This is a genomic window from Streptomyces uncialis (assembly GCF_036250755.1).
GTDB lineage: Bacteria > Actinomycetota > Actinomycetes > Streptomycetales > Streptomycetaceae > Streptomyces > Streptomyces uncialis.
This window is the reverse complement of the sequence record NZ_CP109583.1, coordinates 2,893,329-2,908,022: the sequence shown is the minus strand read 5'-3', so window position 1 is coordinate 2,908,022 and position 14,694 is coordinate 2,893,329. Positions and strand designations below refer to the sequence as shown.

The following is a 14,694-nucleotide window of genomic DNA, read 5'->3' as shown; positions in this document are numbered from 1 at the left end:
AACTAACCTCTGCGCCGCGAACGGCTTCCCTTAGCCTCGTGACCATGACTGGTGATGTGTGGCTCCCCTTCCCGCCGGACGAGATCGAGGGCTTGCCCAAGGGCCTGAACTGCCACTTCTGGGACGGCGGTGAGGACGGGCGTACGCCGTACCCCGCCGATCCCGCGGACTGTTCCTTCTTCGTGGTGCCCTACCTGAAGCGGCCGTCCGTGAAGACCGGTGCGCTGCCCCTGATGCGCCGCCTGGAGGTGATCCAGACCCTCACCGCGGGCGTGGACGACATCCTGCCCGCCCTGGAGTCCGTGCGGCCCGGGGTGCGGCTGTGCAACGCGCGCGGGGTGCACGACGCCAGTACGGCGGAGCTGGCGCTGACCTTGATCCTCGCGTCGCTGCGGGGGGTCCCGGACTTCGTCCGGTCGCAGGACAAGGGGGCGTGGGAGTCAGGGTTCCGGCCCGCGCTCGCCGACCGGACGGTGCTCGTTCTCGGGTACGGCTCGATCGGTGCCGCGATCGAGGACCGGCTGCTGCCCTTCGAGGTGTCCCGGGTCATCAGGGTCGCCCGGTCCGCCCGGGTCACGGCCCATGGACCGGTGCACGCCCTGGACGAGCTGCCCGGACTGCTGCCCGAGGCCGACGTGGTCGTCGTCGCCACCCCGCTGACCGAACAGACCCGGCACCTGGTGGACCGGGACCTCCTGTCCCGAATGAAGGACGGCGCGCTGCTCGTGAACATCGCGCGCGGGGCCGTTGTCGACACCGACGCGCTGCTCGCGGAACTGCGGAGCGGCCGGCTCGGCGCCGCCCTCGACGTCACCGACCCGGAGCCCCTGCCCGAGGGACACCCCCTGTGGCACGCGCCGGGTGTGCTGATCAGCCCGCACATGGGCGGCCCCTCCACGGCGTTCCTGCCGCGCGCCAAGCGGCTCCTCGCCGCTCAGCTCACCCGGTACGCGGCGGGGGAGCCCCTGGAGAACGTCGTCCTCGTCCACCCCGGCCGACCGGGCGCGAACCAGGGCGGTTGACGCGCGCGATCCGCGGCGCGCGCCCCCTGGCGCGACGCTCACCCCTGTCCGCGCGCCGTGCGCGACCCGCGCTTCTCCGCCGTGCGCTCCGCTCCCGCCCGTGCGCCCGGGACGCCCCGCCCGGCATGCTGGTCGGTACGCGATCCCGTCGTCCGGCGGCTGCCGGAGCCGGACGGGGCACGGGCCCGGCCGCGCCCCCACGGGCCCCGGACCGGCCGGGAACGGCCCGCGGGTCCGCCGTCCGTCCCGGTGGCCCGTGGCACCGCGGCGCGTGGACATCCTCCGTGATCCCCCAAATGCCCCGTGTGTCGGAATCACCGCTGATCGTCACGGAGAGTAGAGGAACTATGTCCCTGAGTGACGAGACTGGTGTATCGTCGCCAACAGGGGCTGCGTCGCGGATTGTTCGGCGCGGGGGAACACGACAGTGGACTGTGAGGGGGGCGGCGGATGACGCACGGCCTGTGGACCGACGATCCGGCGCGGCGGAGAAGCCGCCGACGATCCTGGCGGGCATCGGCCCGCCGCCGGGCACCCGGCGACGAGACCGGCCGGTCCGGACACCCCCGCCCCCGCCGCCGATGTACTCGCGCCCACCAGGACCGCGCCCCGGCCCGGTCGGGGAGCGACCGGTGAGCGCCCAGGGCGCCGTCATCCCCCGCGGGCCGCAGGCCGGCGGCGGGACCGGGCTGGTGTCCCAGATCGTGCTCGCCATGCTGTGCGGCGGCTACGCGGCCGGAGCCGCCCTCGGCTGGGGCTCCTCCGGCGTCGCGCTCTTCATGGGCGACTTCGGGCTCAGCGTGGCCGCTTCGACCGCGGCCGTGTCCTGCCTGCTGTACGCCCGTACGCTGAGCAGCCGTCTCCGCGGTGCCTGGTACCTCTTCGCGTTGTCCTCCGCGATGGCGGCCCTGGGCAACGCCGTATGGGGATGGTACGAGGTCGTGCTGCGTGTCCCCGTACCGAGCCCCAGTTTCGCCGACGTGTTCTTCCTGTGCTTCGCGCCGCCCGCCATCGTGGGTCTGCTGATGCTCGCCAAGCGGCCCGTCAGCCGTGCCGGATGGATCTGCCTCGCGCTCGACACCTGGCTCATCGGCGGTTCGCTGCTCACCCTCTCGTGGAGTCTCGCCCTCGCGCACACGGCCCAGTTCGAAGGCAAGAGCGTCGCCCAGATCGCACTGTCCTTGGCGTACCCGCTGCTCGACATCGCGCTCGTGAGCATCGTGCTCGCCCTGCACTTCCGGCGCACCCCGGTGAACCGCTCCGCCGTGAACACCGCCATCGGCGCCCTCGCGGTGACCGTGGTGTGCGACGCGCTGTTCAGCTCCCCCATGCTGCACGCCAGTTACCGCTCCGGGCAGCTGCTCGACGCGGGCTGGTTCGCCGGTTCCCTGCTGCTCGCCTACGCGCCCTGGGCATCGCTGCGGGTGCACGCCGACGACCCCCACGCGCATATCCACCCGCATCTGCTCACGCTTCCGCTGCCCCACCCACGTGCCGCGTCCGCCGTCCGTTCCCCGGCGGCGCCCCGCGTCCCCCACGCGCGCGCGCCCGTCGCGGGCGGCGGCCCGGCCGGTGGTCCGGGCGTCGGCTCCACCGGGCCGAAGCGCCCGCACGAGGGCCACACGTACGACGGCCACCGGCACACCGACCACACCCACGAGGGGCATCCGCATCAAGGGCACGGCGACGGCCACCACGGGCACGGCGACCACGGACATGTGCGGCACCCGCAAGGGGCCCCCTCCCGTACGGAGGAGCCCCCAGAGGGCCGGCCGCCCCGCGGCCGACCGCACCAGGACCAGCAGAACCCGGACCGACCGCACCCGGACCGACCGCACCGACCCCATCAGGAGCGGCCGCGCCAGGGCCGACCACCCGGGGACCGACCGCAAGAGGGCCACCCGTACCAGGACCGCCCGTACCAGGACCGTCCCGGACCGGACGGGCCACGCCAGGAACGGCCCCGTCGGACCCCGGTGCACACAGGCATGCACACGGACCCGCACACGCACACACCGCCGTCCGTCCCGTCCCACGCCCCGCACGCCGTGATCCACCCCTCCCACTCGCCGCAATCCGGCCCCGGCCGGTACCCGACCCGGCCCATCGCCGGTTCGCTCGCCGCGCTGGCGCCCTATCTGGCCGCCACGGTCTGCACCTTGGGAATCCTCTACAACGTCCTCAGCGACCGCAGCATCGACCGCGTCGTCCTGTTCACCGCGTGCACGGTCGTCCTCGCCCTTGTCGTCCGGCAGGGCATCATGCTCATCGACAACATCAGCCTCACCCAGGAACTCGCCCAGAAGGAGAACCACTTCCGGTCCCTGGTCCAGGGCTCCAGCGACGTCATCATGATCGCCGCGCCCAACGGCGTCCTGCGGTACGTCAGTCCGGCCGCCGCCGGGGTCTACGGCCGGGAGGCCGACGAGCTCGTCGGCACCGAGCTGGCCTCCCTGATCCACCCCGACGACCTCGGCGCGGTGGTCCACGAGATCCGCAGATTCGTCGCCGCCCGCCAGGCCGACGAGCCGACGACCCGTATCGAGTGCCGGTTCCGCTCCGGCGCCGGACAGTGGCTGAACGTCGAGTCCACCATCAACCGCCACCACGGCGGGCTGCTCTTCAACAGCCGGGACGTCACCGAGCGGGTGAGGCTCCAGGCCCAGTTGCAGCACAACGCCGAGCACGACCCGCTCACCGACCTCCCCAACCGCGCGCTGTTCACCCGCCGGGTCGGCCAGGCGCTCGGCGGGCGCCGCGCCGCCGACCGCGACCACGGCACCGCCGTGCTCTTCATCGACCTCGACGGCTTCAAGGCCGTCAACGACACCATCGGCCACCAGGCGGGCGACGAGCTCCTCGTCCAGGCCGCCCGCCGCCTCCAGGACGCGGTCCGCCAGGGCGACACCGCCGCCCGGCTCGGCGGCGACGAGTTCGCCGCCCTCATCGTCGGGGACGGCTCCAGCGACCAGGCCGCGCGCGAACAGCACATCTTCGAGCTGGCGGACCGGCTGCGGATGACCCTGTCCCGGCCCTACCCGATCGGCGGGAACGACGTACGGGTCGCCGCGTCCATCGGGGTCGCCTTCGCGGAGCCCGGCGTCGGCGAGGGCGAGCTGCTGCGCAACGCCGACCTCGCGATGTACCGGGCCAAGGCCGCCGGGAAGGGCCGGGTGGAGCTGTACGCGCCGCAGATGCAGGCCGACGTCGTACGCAAGGCGGAGCTGGCGGGGCGGCTGCGGGCCGCCCTCCACGACGGGGAGTTCGCGCTGCTCCACCAGCCCGTGGTGAACCTGACCACCGGACTGATCGGCTCCGTCGCCGCGCACGCGCGCTGGCGGTCCGCGCAGGGCCTGCTGTTCACCCCGGCGGAGTTCCTGCGGGTCTCCGACGACGCCGACCGCACCGCGGAGCTGGGCCGCTGGATGCTGGAGGAGGCCGTCGCCGGTGCCGCCGACCGCGCCCGCGCCGGTCACCCCACGACCGTCGTCGTCCGGGTCGGCGCCGGGCGGCTGCTGGACCGTTCCATGCCGCTCGGCTCCATCGAGGCGCTGCTCACCCGGCACGGCCTCGCCTCCGGCGCGCTGATGATCGAACTGGCGGGCAGCGAGCCCGCGGTGCCGCTGGACGAGCTGGAGCGCCGTCTGACGGCCTTGCGCAGGATCGGTGTACGGATCGGCCTCGACGGCTTCGGCAGCGGCCACGCGGCCATCACGGCCCTGCGGCGGCTCCCCGTCGATGTGCTCAAGCTCGACCGCAGCCTGGTGGAGGGTGTCGTCGAGTCCGCGCGGCTGCACAAGATCACCAGCGGGCTGCTGCGGATCGCCACCGACCTCGGCCTCGACTCCGTCGCCGACGGCGTGGACCTGCCGGAACAGGTCGTCGTGCTGCGCGCCATGGGCTGCACCCACGGCCAGGGCATGGCGTTCTCCGCGCCGCTGGACGAGTACCGGCTGCGGCGCGCCCTGTCGACCGGCCGCTTCCCGGTGCCCCGCGACGTCCCGGGCGAGCCGCCGCGGGGCGGGAACCGCGATCAGGAACGGGACGGCGTCCGTGAGCCGGCCGACGCGTCCCGCGAGCCGAGAGCCCTCCCGGTGGCGCTGGACGCCACCGGGGAGCCGGTGCTCGCCGGAGGCGTCCACGCCGCGTACGACACCCTGCTGCCCACCGGTCACGACAGCGGGTACGACGGCCGGGGCCAGGGCGGGTACGAGCCGCGCGGACCCGCCGCCTTCGAGACCCGGGGCCCCGCCCCCTACCCCGCGAATCCGTCCGCCCCCTACCACCGGGGCCTGCCCCGGCGCTCACATAATGAGACCCAGATCCCACCCACTTGACAGGGGTTGCGTGCCGGGGAGAGGGTCTGAGCCATGCGCACCCGAATTCTCGTACTTGGACAGCGCGTCGGCTGAAGCCGGGTAGCCCAACACACCCGGCGAACGCACCCGGCGCGCTCCCCTCGCTTGCCTCACGGCACGAGGGGTTTTTTGTTGCACCGGCGCCCCACCGACCACGCGACCCAGACCCGCACCACTCCGTACAACCCTCGCAAAAACCCCCTCAGCATCGAGAAGAGAATGACGATGACCGAGCAGGCCACCGGGGCCCACCATCCGCATCCGCGGCCCCGATCCGGAGGACAGTCCGCCGTCGAGCACGTCACGGGCGCGCAGTCCCTCATCCGCTCCCTGGAGGAGGTCGGGGCCGACACGGTGTTCGGCATTCCCGGAGGTGCGATCCTGCCCGCGTACGACCCGATGATGGACTCCCGGCGGGTGCGTCACATCCTCGTCCGCCATGAGCAGGGGGCCGGTCACGCGGCCACCGGGTACGCGCAGGCCACCGGCAAGGTCGGGGTCTGCATGGCCACCTCCGGGCCGGGCGCCACCAATCTGGTCACCCCGATCGCGGACGCGCACATGGACTCGGTGCCGCTCGTCGCGATCACCGGTCAGGTCGCCTCCGCCGCGATCGGTACGGACGCCTTCCAGGAGGCGGACATCGTCGGCATCACCATGCCGATCACCAAGCACAACTTCCTGGTCACCAAGGCCGAGGACATCCCCCGCACGATCGCCGAGGCGTTCCACATCGCCTCCACCGGCCGCCCCGGGCCCGTCCTCGTCGACATCGCCAAGGACGCCCTCCAGGCGCGGACCACCTTCAGCTGGCCGCCCGCCCAGGACCTGCCCGGCTACCGCCCGGTGACCAAGCCGCACGCCAAGCAGATCCGCGAGGCCGCCAAGCTGATCACCCAGGCCAAGCGGCCCGTCCTGTACGTCGGCGGCGGCGTCATGAAGGCCCGAGCCACCGCCGAGCTGAAGGTCCTCGCGGAGCTGACCGGCGCGCCCGTCACCACCACCCTGATGGCGCTCGGCTCGTTCCCCGACAGCCACCCGCTGCATGTCGGGATGCCCGGCATGCACGGTTCGGTCGCCGCCGTCACCGCGCTCCAGAAGGCCGACCTGATCGTCGCCCTCGGCGCCCGCTTCGACGACCGGGTCACCGGCAAGCTCGACAGCTTCGCCCCGTACGCCAAGATCGTCCACGCGGACATCGACCCCGCCGAGATCGGCAAGAACCGCGCCGCGGACGTGCCGATCGTCGGGGACGCGCGCGAGGTCATCGCCGACCTCGTCCAGGCCGTCCAGAAGGAGCACACCGACGGTCACACCGGGGACTACACCGCCTGGTGGAACGACCTCAACCGCTGGCGCGACAACTACCCGCTCGGCTACACGCAGCCCGAGGACGGCACCCTGTCCCCGCAGCACGTCATCGAGCGGATCGGCCAACTCGCCCCCGAGGGAACGATCTTCACCGCGGGCGTCGGCCAGCACCAGATGTGGGCCGCCCACTTCATCCAGTACGAGAAGCCCGCCACCTGGCTGAACTCCGGCGGCGCCGGGACCATGGGATACGCGGTCCCCGCCGCGATGGGCGCCAAGGCGGGGCAGCCCGGACGCACGGTGTGGGCGGTCGACGGCGACGGCTGCTTCCAGATGACCAATCAGGAACTCACCACCTGCGCCCTCAACAACATCCCCATCAAGGTCGCCATCATCAACAACGGCGCCCTCGGGATGGTCCGCCAGTGGCAGACCCTCTTCTACAACCAGCGGTACTCCAACACCGTCCTGCACAGCGGGCCGGACGACGCCCAGGGCGACGGCCAGGCCGTCCCCGGCAAGCCCGCCGGAGGCACCCGGGTCCCGGACTTCGTGAAGCTGTCCGAGGCCATGGGCTGTGTCGCGCTGCGCTGCGAGTCCCCCGACGACCTCGACAAGGTCATCGCGGAGGCCAACGCCATCAACGACCGCCCCGTGGTCGTCGACTTCATCGTCCACGAGGACGCCATGGTGTGGCCGATGGTCGCCGCCGGGACCTCCAACGACACCATCCTGGCCGCCCGCGATGTCCGCCCCGACTTCGGCGACAACGAGGACGACTGAGGCCCGGAAGACGACTGAGGCAGGAAGAGAATGACCGTCATGTCCAAGCACACGCTCTCGGTCCTGGTCGAGAACACCCCCGGCATCCTCGCGAGGATCGCCGCGCTGTTCTCCCGCCGCGGCTTCAACATCGACTCGCTCGCGGTCGGTGTCACCGAGCACCCCGACATCTCCCGCATCACCATCGTGGTCAATGTCGAGGAACTCCCCCTCGAACAGGTCACCAAGCAGCTCAACAAGCTCGTCAACGTCCTCAAGATCGTGGAGCTGGAGCCCGGTTCGGCGATCCAGCGCGAGCTCGTCCTGGTGAAGGTCCGCGCCGACAACGAGACCCGCTCCCAGGTCGTGGAGATCGTCCAGCTGTTCCGCGCCAAGACGGTCGACGTCTCACCCGAGGCCGTCACCATCGAGGCCACCGGATCGAGTGACAAGCTGGAGGCGATGCTCAAGATGCTGGAGCCGTTCGGCATCAAGGAGCTCGTCCAGTCCGGCACCATCGCCATCGGCCGGGGCTCGCGCTCCATCACGGACCGCTCGCTGCGGGCCCTGGACCGATCGGCCTGAGACCGTCACCACCCGGCCCACCAGGCCGGTCGTGCCGGGCCGTGAGCGGCCCGGCACCGGGCCCCACGGCCCGGACCCGGACCCTCATGTGCGCGGGACCCTCCGCGCGCGTGGGGTGGTGCATCGCCCGCGCGGGCGCCCTCCCACGACGGCTCCCGCGCGCGTACCACCCCACGCGCGCGCCCGCATCGCGAGACCCCGGAACCCCGACACCCCCACCGGTCGTACGGTGGGACGCACAACCGCCGCACCGGCAGAATCAAGGAGAATCCCAGTGGCCGAGCTGTTCTACGACGCCGACGCCGACCTGTCCATCATCCAGGGGCGCAAGGTCGCCGTCATCGGATACGGCAGCCAGGGCCACGCCCACGCGCTGTCGCTGCGCGACTCCGGTGTCGACGTCCGCGTCGGGCTGCACGAGGGCTCCAAGTCCAAGGCCAAGGCCGAGGAGCAGGGCCTGCGCGTGGTGACGCCCGCCGAGGCGGCCGCCGAGGCCGACGTGATCATGATCCTCGTGCCGGACCCGATCCAGGGCAAGGTCTACGAGGAGTCCATCAAGGACAACCTGAAGGACGGCGACGCGCTGTTCTTCGGCCATGGCTTCAACATCCGCTTCGGCTTCATCAAGCCCCCGGCCGGCGTCGACGTGTGCATGGTCGCCCCCAAGGGCCCGGGCCACCTCGTGCGCCGCCAGTACGAGGAGGGCCGCGGCGTTCCTTGTATCGTCGCCGTCGAGCAGGACGCCACGGACAAGGCCTTCGCGCTCGCCCTCTCGTACGCCAAGGGCATCGGCGGCACCCGCGCGGGCGTCATCAAGACGACCTTCACCGAGGAGACCGAGACCGACCTGTTCGGTGAGCAGGCCGTTCTCTGCGGTGGCGCGTCCGCGCTGGTCAAGGCCGGATTCGAGACCCTGGTCGAGGCCGGTTACCAGCCCGAGATCGCGTACTTCGAGTGCCTGCACGAGCTGAAGCTCATCGTGGACCTCATGTACGAGGGCGGCCTGGAGAAGATGCGCTGGTCCATCTCCGAGACCGCCGAGTGGGGCGACTACGTCACCGGCCCGCGGATCATCACGGACAACACCAAGGCCGAGATGAAGAAGGTCCTCGGCGAGATCCAGGACGGCACCTTCGCCAACAACTGGATGAAGGAGTACGAGGCCGGGCTGCCGGAGTACAACAAGTACAAGAAGGCCGACGAGGACCACCTGCTGGAGACCACCGGCAAGGAGCTGCGCAAGCTCATGAGCTGGGTGGACGAGGAGGCGTAACCCCGTCCGGCGCGGGTGCGGTGTCCTTCGGGGGCCGTATCCGCGTCTTGCCGTGCGGCGGCCCCGGGGTACCTGTGCGGGTCGCCTTCGCTTGCGCTTCCTAGGTCTGTCCGGCTGGGCGTACTTCGTTCCTGTGCCGTCGTTCGGTGGTTGGCGCAGTTCCCCGCGCCCCTGGGTGGTGCCCCGTTGCGGTCGCTCTTCGGGTGCGGGGCCGTCCTCGTCTTTTGCGCAGTTCCCCGCGCCCCTTCGGGGGCGCCCAGCTGGGGCCGGCGATCAGGCTGCGGGCTGCATCAACCGGGGCCGGGGTTCAAACCCCCTCCTCGTGCACTCGCCCGGCTGCGGGAGGGGGTGGGCGGGAATCTCTGCTCGCAGACTCCGATGCTCTTCAGTCGGGCAAGGAAGCGTCGTACCGAGCGTGTCGGATCGAGGACGGAGAATCCCGACCGGCACCGACCCGAAGAACAAGCGGATGGCGCCCCAAAGGGGCGCGGGGAACTGCGCGAACCCACCGAGCGACGGCGCGGCGAACAAGTACGCCCGGCACAAGAAACCCAGAAGCGCGAGCGAAGGCGACCCGCGTCCAGGCGGGCGGACCTCGGAAGCGCAGGCGACGGCGCGGGATTGTCCAGTCCGTCCAGCCACGGAAGGGTGATCCTTACTGCGCGGCGGAAAACGGGACCCGTTCCGCCACTACACTGCACAGCACATACGCGTCAGGCCCACAGCGTCGTGCGTCTTCCACGCGGCAAGCATCCCTCCACCGCCTGCGGCCGTCGGGACGGCCGTCCGCAATGGACTTGTGAGGACTCACGTGAGCACTGCTGCCAACGGCAAACCGGTCGTACTCATCGCTGAAGAGCTGTCGCCCGCGACTGTCGACGCGCTGGGGCCCGACTTCGAGATCCGGCACTGCAACGGCGCCGACCGCGCCGAACTGCTGCCCGCCATCGCCGATGTCGACGCCATCCTGATCCGCTCGGCCACCAAGGTCGACGCCGAGGCCATCGCCGCGGCCCGCAAGCTGCGGGTCGTCGCCCGCGCGGGCGTCGGTCTCGACAACGTCGACGTGTCCTCGGCCACCAAGGCCGGCGTGATGGTCGTCAACGCGCCCACCTCCAACATCGTCACGGCCGCCGAGCTGGCCTGTGGTCTGCTGGTGGCCACCGCGCGCAACATCCCGCAGGCCAACGCCGCCCTCAAGAACGGCGAGTGGAAGCGCTCCAAGTACACCGGCGTCGAGCTGGCGGAGAAGACCCTCGGGGTCGTGGGCCTCGGTCGCATCGGGGCGCTCGTCGCGCAGCGGATGTCCGCGTTCGGCATGAAGGTCGTCGCGTACGACCCGTATGTGCAGCCCGCGCGTGCCGCGCAGATGGGCGTGAAGGTCCTCTCGCTGGACGAGCTGCTGGCGGTCTCGGACTTCATCACCGTGCACCTCCCGAAGACGCCCGAGACGCTGGGCCTCATCGGTGACGACGCGCTGCACAAGGTGAAGCCGTCGGTCCGGATCGTGAACGCCGCGCGCGGTGGCATCGTCGACGAGGAGGCGCTGTACTCGGCGCTGAAGGAGGGCCGGGTCGCGGGCGCCGGTCTGGACGTCTACGCCAAGGAGCCCTGCACGGACTCCCCGCTGTTCCAGTTCGACCAGGTCGTCTGCACCCCGCACCTCGGGGCCTCCACCGACGAGGCGCAGGAGAAGGCGGGTATCGCCGTCGCGCGTTCCGTGCGTCTCGCGCTCGCCGGTGAGCTGGTGCCCGACGCGGTGAACGTCCAGGGCGGGGTCATCGCGCAGGACGTCAAGCCGGGTCTGCCGCTGGCCGAGCGGCTGGGCCGGATCTTCACCGCGCTGGCGGGCGAGGTCGCCGTCCGGCTCGATGTCGAGGTCTACGGCGAGATCACCCAGCACGATGTGAAGGTTCTCGAACTGAGCGCCCTGAAGGGGGTGTTCGAGGACGTCGTGGACGAGACGGTGTCCTATGTGAACGCCCCGCTGTTCGCGCAGGAGCGCGGGGTGGAGGTCCGGCTGACGACCTCCAGCGAGTCGCCCGACCACCGCAATGTGGTGACCGTGCGCGGCACCCTCGGGGACGGTCAGGAGATCTCGGTCTCCGGCACCCTGGCCGGGCCCAAGCACCACCAGAAGATCGTCGCGATCGGTGAGCACGACATCGATCTGGCGCTCACCGACCACATGGTCGTCCTGAAGTACGCGGACCGTCCGGGTGTCGTCGGCGCGGTCGGCCGTGTCCTCGGTGAGGCGGGTATCAACATCGCCGGTATGCAGGTCTCGCGTGCGGCGGTCGGGGGCGAGGCCCTCGCGGTCCTCACCGTCGACGACACGGTGTCGCCCACCGTCCTCGCGGAGCTGGGCGAGGAGATCGGCGCGGTGTCCGCCCGCTCGGTGAACCTCACCGGCTGAGCCGCCCCCGCATGACCCGGACGGGTCCGGTCGCCCCCCTGTGGCGACCGGACCCGTCCAGTTCTCCCCGAGCCGGACGAGAGGCCCTAGACGGCCTGTCGTCCGGCTTCGTGGTTCTTGTCCCGGCAGGCGTGGGCCGGGCCGGGTCCCCGTCGCAGCAGGGTGAGGGCCAGCACGGTGGCGATCATCAGCGCCGTCGCGCCGCCGAGCGCCGCGGCCCGCATGCCGTCCGTGAAGGCCTCCCGGGCGACGGCCGCCAGAGCGTCACCCACCGGTCCGGGCAGGTGCCCGGCCGCCACGAGGGCACCGCCGAGGGTCTCGTGCGCCGCGTCCGGGACACCGGCGGGGGAGCCGTCCTCGATCCGGTGCCGGAAGACGGCCGTACCGATCGAGCCGAGCACCGCCATCCCCAGCGCGCCGCCGAACTCCTGCCCGGTCTCCAGCAGGGAGGACGCCGAGCCCGCGCGCTCCGGCGGGGTCGCGCCGAGGGCCAGATCCGTCATCAGGGCCATCACCGCGACGATCCCGCAGGCCAGGACGCCCGATCCGGCGAGCACCAGCCACAGGTCGTCCGTACCGGCCAGCGAGAGCAGCAGGAAGCCGCCCCCCGAGATCATGAACCCGGCGGCCACTACATGGGCGCGGGGCGCACCGCGCTGCACCACGGCGGTGGTGAGGGGCGCGACGACCCCGATCACGACCGAGGGCAGCAGCGACCACAGCGCGGCCTCCAGGGCGCTCTTGCCGAGCACGGACTGGAGGTACTGGGTGGTGAAGTACGCGGAGCCCATCATCGCGAACATCGCGAGGGAGTTCAGGGTCACCGCGGGGCCGAAGCCGCGGCCCCGGAACAGCGCGGGGGAGATCAGCGGTGACGCGGCCGTGCGCTGACGGATCACGAACAGGACGGTGAAGACCAGGCCGGCCATCAGGGACAGTACGTACGGGGTTTCGAAGCCCTCGGAGGGGATCTCCTTCAGGCCGTACACCAGGGGAAGCACGGCGGCCATCGACAGGGGCACGCTCAGCAGGTCGAAGCGGCCGGGGGCGGGGTCCTTGGACTCGGGGATCAGCAGCGGCGCGAGGACGAGCAGCAGTGCCATGGCGGGCAGGTTCACCAGGAACACCGAGCCCCACCAGAAGTACTCGACGAGGACCCCGCTCATCACCGAGCCGAGCGCGACCCCGCCGGTCATCACCGCGGACCACACCCCGATGGCCTTGGCGCGCTGGGCCGGGTCCCGGAACAGGCTGCGGACCAGGGCCAGGGTGGACGGCATGAGGGTGGCGCCGCCGATGCCGAGGATCGCACGGGCGGCGATCAGCATCTCCGCGCTGTTCGCGTAGGCCGCGGCCAGCGATGCCGCGCCGAACGCGACCGCGCCGATCAGCAGCAGCCTGCGGCGTCCTATGCGGTCACCGATGGAGCCCATGGTCATCAGCAGGCCGGCGAGCACGAAGGCGTAGATGTCGAAGATCCAGAGCTGCTGGGTGCCGCTCGGGGCGAGGTCCGCGCTGATCGCCGGGACGGCGAAGTAGAGCACGGACACATCCATCGAGACCAGCAGCAGGGGCAGCATCAGGACCGCCAGCGCGGTCCACTCACGGCGTCCGGCCCGGGGCGCGGACATGGGTCCGGGCCCGGCGGCACCGGGTGCGGGATTCATCATGGGCAGGACTGTACGAGCGTGTAAGACGCTTGTCTAGTACGAGCGTTTAATACGTACGTATGGAACGTTTGTATGGGACGGATGTCCATGCCGGTCGTCCGGGGGTACGCTGCGCGCCATGGGACACCGTGAGGATCTGCTCGAAGGCGCGAAGCGCTGTCTGCTGGAGAAGGGCTTCACACGGACGACCGCGCGCGACATCGTCAAGGAGTCCGGGACCAATCTGGCGTCCATCGGCTACCACTACGGTTCCAAGGACGCCCTGCTGGCGCAGGCGTACGTGGCGATGATCGGCGCGGTCGGGGACGCGTTCGAGGGGCTGGGGGAGGACCGCGTACCCGACGGGGACGGCTCGCTCGAACGCTTCGAGAAGACCTGGGAGAACGTGATCCACACGTTCTCGCGGGACCGGCGGATCTGGCGGCTCAGCCTGGAGGTCTCGTTCCTCGGTGACGGTCTGCCGGGCGTACGGGAACACCTCGCCGCCGCCACGGGCTCCGCGCGTACCGGGCTGATGCCGCTCTTCGTCGGCGGCCCGGAACCCGACCCCGACGACCCGGCGGCCCGCAGCCAGGGCGCCTTCTATGTGACGCTGCTCCAGGGGCTGCTGGTGCAGTGGCTGTTCGACCCGGCCACCGCCCCCAGCGCCAAGGAACTCACCGAGGGGCTGCGCCGGGTCATCGCGGACGCCGGGGGTGTACCGGACACGGCCGCCGACCCGGGGACGGGCGCCCTCGCGGACGTGGACACCACCGCCGACCCGGACACCGCCGCGCGTACGACGGACACCGGCGGCGCCTGACCCTCCCGCTCCCGGATCACCGATCACCGGCTCCCGGACCACCGGCTCCCGGACCACCGGCTCACGGGACGGCGGATCAGGGGACGGCGACCTCGTGCGGGGTGTCCACCCAGCAGACCTCCTCGCCGGTGGCCTCGTCCCGCTCCGGTGTCACCTGGATCAGGGAGTCCAGCGCCTCGCGCGCGGCCAGCAGGTCGGAGATCGTGTCGTCGAGCCGGTCGCGCTCCCGCTCCAGGTCGGGGAGGAGCCCGGAGCAGGCGACCACCGGGCCTTCGCCCTCGTCCACCGTGCACGGCAGCAGCTCACCGATGACACGGGTGGTGAGCCCGGCGGCCAGCATGACGCGGATCGCCCGGACCGTACGGAGGTCCGGCTCGTCGTACTCGCGGTACCCGCTGGGCAGCCGCCGGGGCGTGAGCAGCCCCTGTTCCTCGTAGTAGCGCAGCAGTCGCTGGCTCACTCCGGTCCGTCGGGAAAAGTCCCCCATACGCACGT

General features: G+C 71.5%; 9 protein-coding genes. 7 read left to right on the top strand and 2 right to left on the bottom strand.

The genetic code is table 11. From position 1 onward, the window contains the following. Positions 1–44 precede the first annotated feature (44 nt). From OG711_RS11770 to serA, 6 genes are all read left to right on the top strand, one after another. Positions 45–1,022: a 2-hydroxyacid dehydrogenase gene (locus OG711_RS11770; RefSeq protein WP_178391149.1), complete on the top strand. Its 978-nt coding sequence runs from the start codon at positions 45–47 to the stop codon at positions 1,020–1,022. Positions 1,023–1,603: 581 nt separating this feature from the next. Further along, complete coding sequence (locus OG711_RS11765) at positions 1,604–5,359, top strand: EAL domain-containing protein (RefSeq protein ID WP_405674828.1); 3,756 nt, start codon at positions 1,604–1,606, stop codon at positions 5,357–5,359. Positions 5,360–5,605: 246 nt separating this feature from the next. Continuing rightward, on the top strand, positions 5,606–7,474 hold the full coding sequence (locus OG711_RS11760) for an acetolactate synthase large subunit (protein WP_178391150.1): 1,869 nt from the start codon (positions 5,606–5,608) through the stop codon (positions 7,472–7,474). A 39-nt stretch (positions 7,475–7,513) separates the two neighbouring features. Beyond that, on the top strand, positions 7,514–8,038 hold the full coding sequence (gene ilvN / locus OG711_RS11755) for an acetolactate synthase small subunit (protein ID WP_073793416.1): 525 nt from the start codon (positions 7,514–7,516) through the stop codon (positions 8,036–8,038). 274 nt (positions 8,039–8,312) lie between these two features. Beyond that, the gene (ilvC, locus tag OG711_RS11750) at positions 8,313–9,311 is read left to right on the top strand and encodes a ketol-acid reductoisomerase (RefSeq protein WP_073793250.1); all 999 of its coding nucleotides are present in this window, start codon (positions 8,313–8,315) and stop codon (positions 9,309–9,311) included. Positions 9,312–10,122: 811 nt separating this feature from the next. Further along, entirely contained in the window at positions 10,123–11,727 is a 1,605-nt protein-coding gene (serA, locus tag OG711_RS11745) for a phosphoglycerate dehydrogenase (RefSeq protein WP_073793251.1), read from the top strand. 86 nt (positions 11,728–11,813) lie between these two features. Here serA and OG711_RS11740 read toward each other — a convergent pair whose 3' ends face one another. After that, positions 11,814–13,397 (bottom strand): MFS transporter, encoded by a 1,584-nt coding sequence (locus tag OG711_RS11740; RefSeq protein WP_329559210.1) that lies wholly within the window; start codon positions 13,395–13,397, stop codon positions 11,814–11,816. A 118-nt stretch (positions 13,398–13,515) separates the two neighbouring features. On the opposite strand from OG711_RS11740, the gene OG711_RS11735 reads away from it, so the two are divergent. Then, positions 13,516–14,199 carry a TetR/AcrR family transcriptional regulator gene (locus tag OG711_RS11735; RefSeq protein WP_329559209.1) on the top strand — a complete coding sequence of 228 codons (684 nt, stop codon included), beginning with the start codon at positions 13,516–13,518 and terminating at the stop codon, positions 14,197–14,199. A gap of 76 nt (positions 14,200–14,275) precedes the next feature. Here OG711_RS11735 and OG711_RS11730 read toward each other — a convergent pair whose 3' ends face one another. Beyond that, the gene (locus OG711_RS11730) at positions 14,276–14,692 is read right to left on the bottom strand and encodes a MerR family transcriptional regulator (RefSeq protein WP_329559208.1); all 417 of its coding nucleotides are present in this window, start codon (positions 14,690–14,692) and stop codon (positions 14,276–14,278) included. Positions 14,693–14,694 lie beyond the last annotated feature (2 nt).

What these genes read in the sequence shown, in the direction of transcription:
- OG711_RS11770 (WP_178391149.1), top strand. Translation starts at nt 45, where the DNA reads ATGACTGGTGATGTGTGGCTCCCCTTCCCGCCGGACGAGATCGAGGGC.
- OG711_RS11740 (WP_329559210.1), bottom strand. Translation starts at nt 13,397, where the DNA reads ATGATGAATCCCGCACCCGGTGCCGCCGGGCCCGGACCCATGTCCGCG.
- OG711_RS11765 (WP_405674828.1), top strand. Translation starts at nt 1,604, where the DNA reads ATGTACTCGCGCCCACCAGGACCGCGCCCCGGCCCGGTCGGGGAGCGA.
- OG711_RS11735 (WP_329559209.1), top strand. Translation starts at nt 13,516, where the DNA reads ATGGGACACCGTGAGGATCTGCTCGAAGGCGCGAAGCGCTGTCTGCTG.
- OG711_RS11760 (WP_178391150.1), top strand. Translation starts at nt 5,606, where the DNA reads ATGACCGAGCAGGCCACCGGGGCCCACCATCCGCATCCGCGGCCCCGA.
- ilvN (WP_073793416.1), top strand. Translation starts at nt 7,514, where the DNA reads ATGTCCAAGCACACGCTCTCGGTCCTGGTCGAGAACACCCCCGGCATC.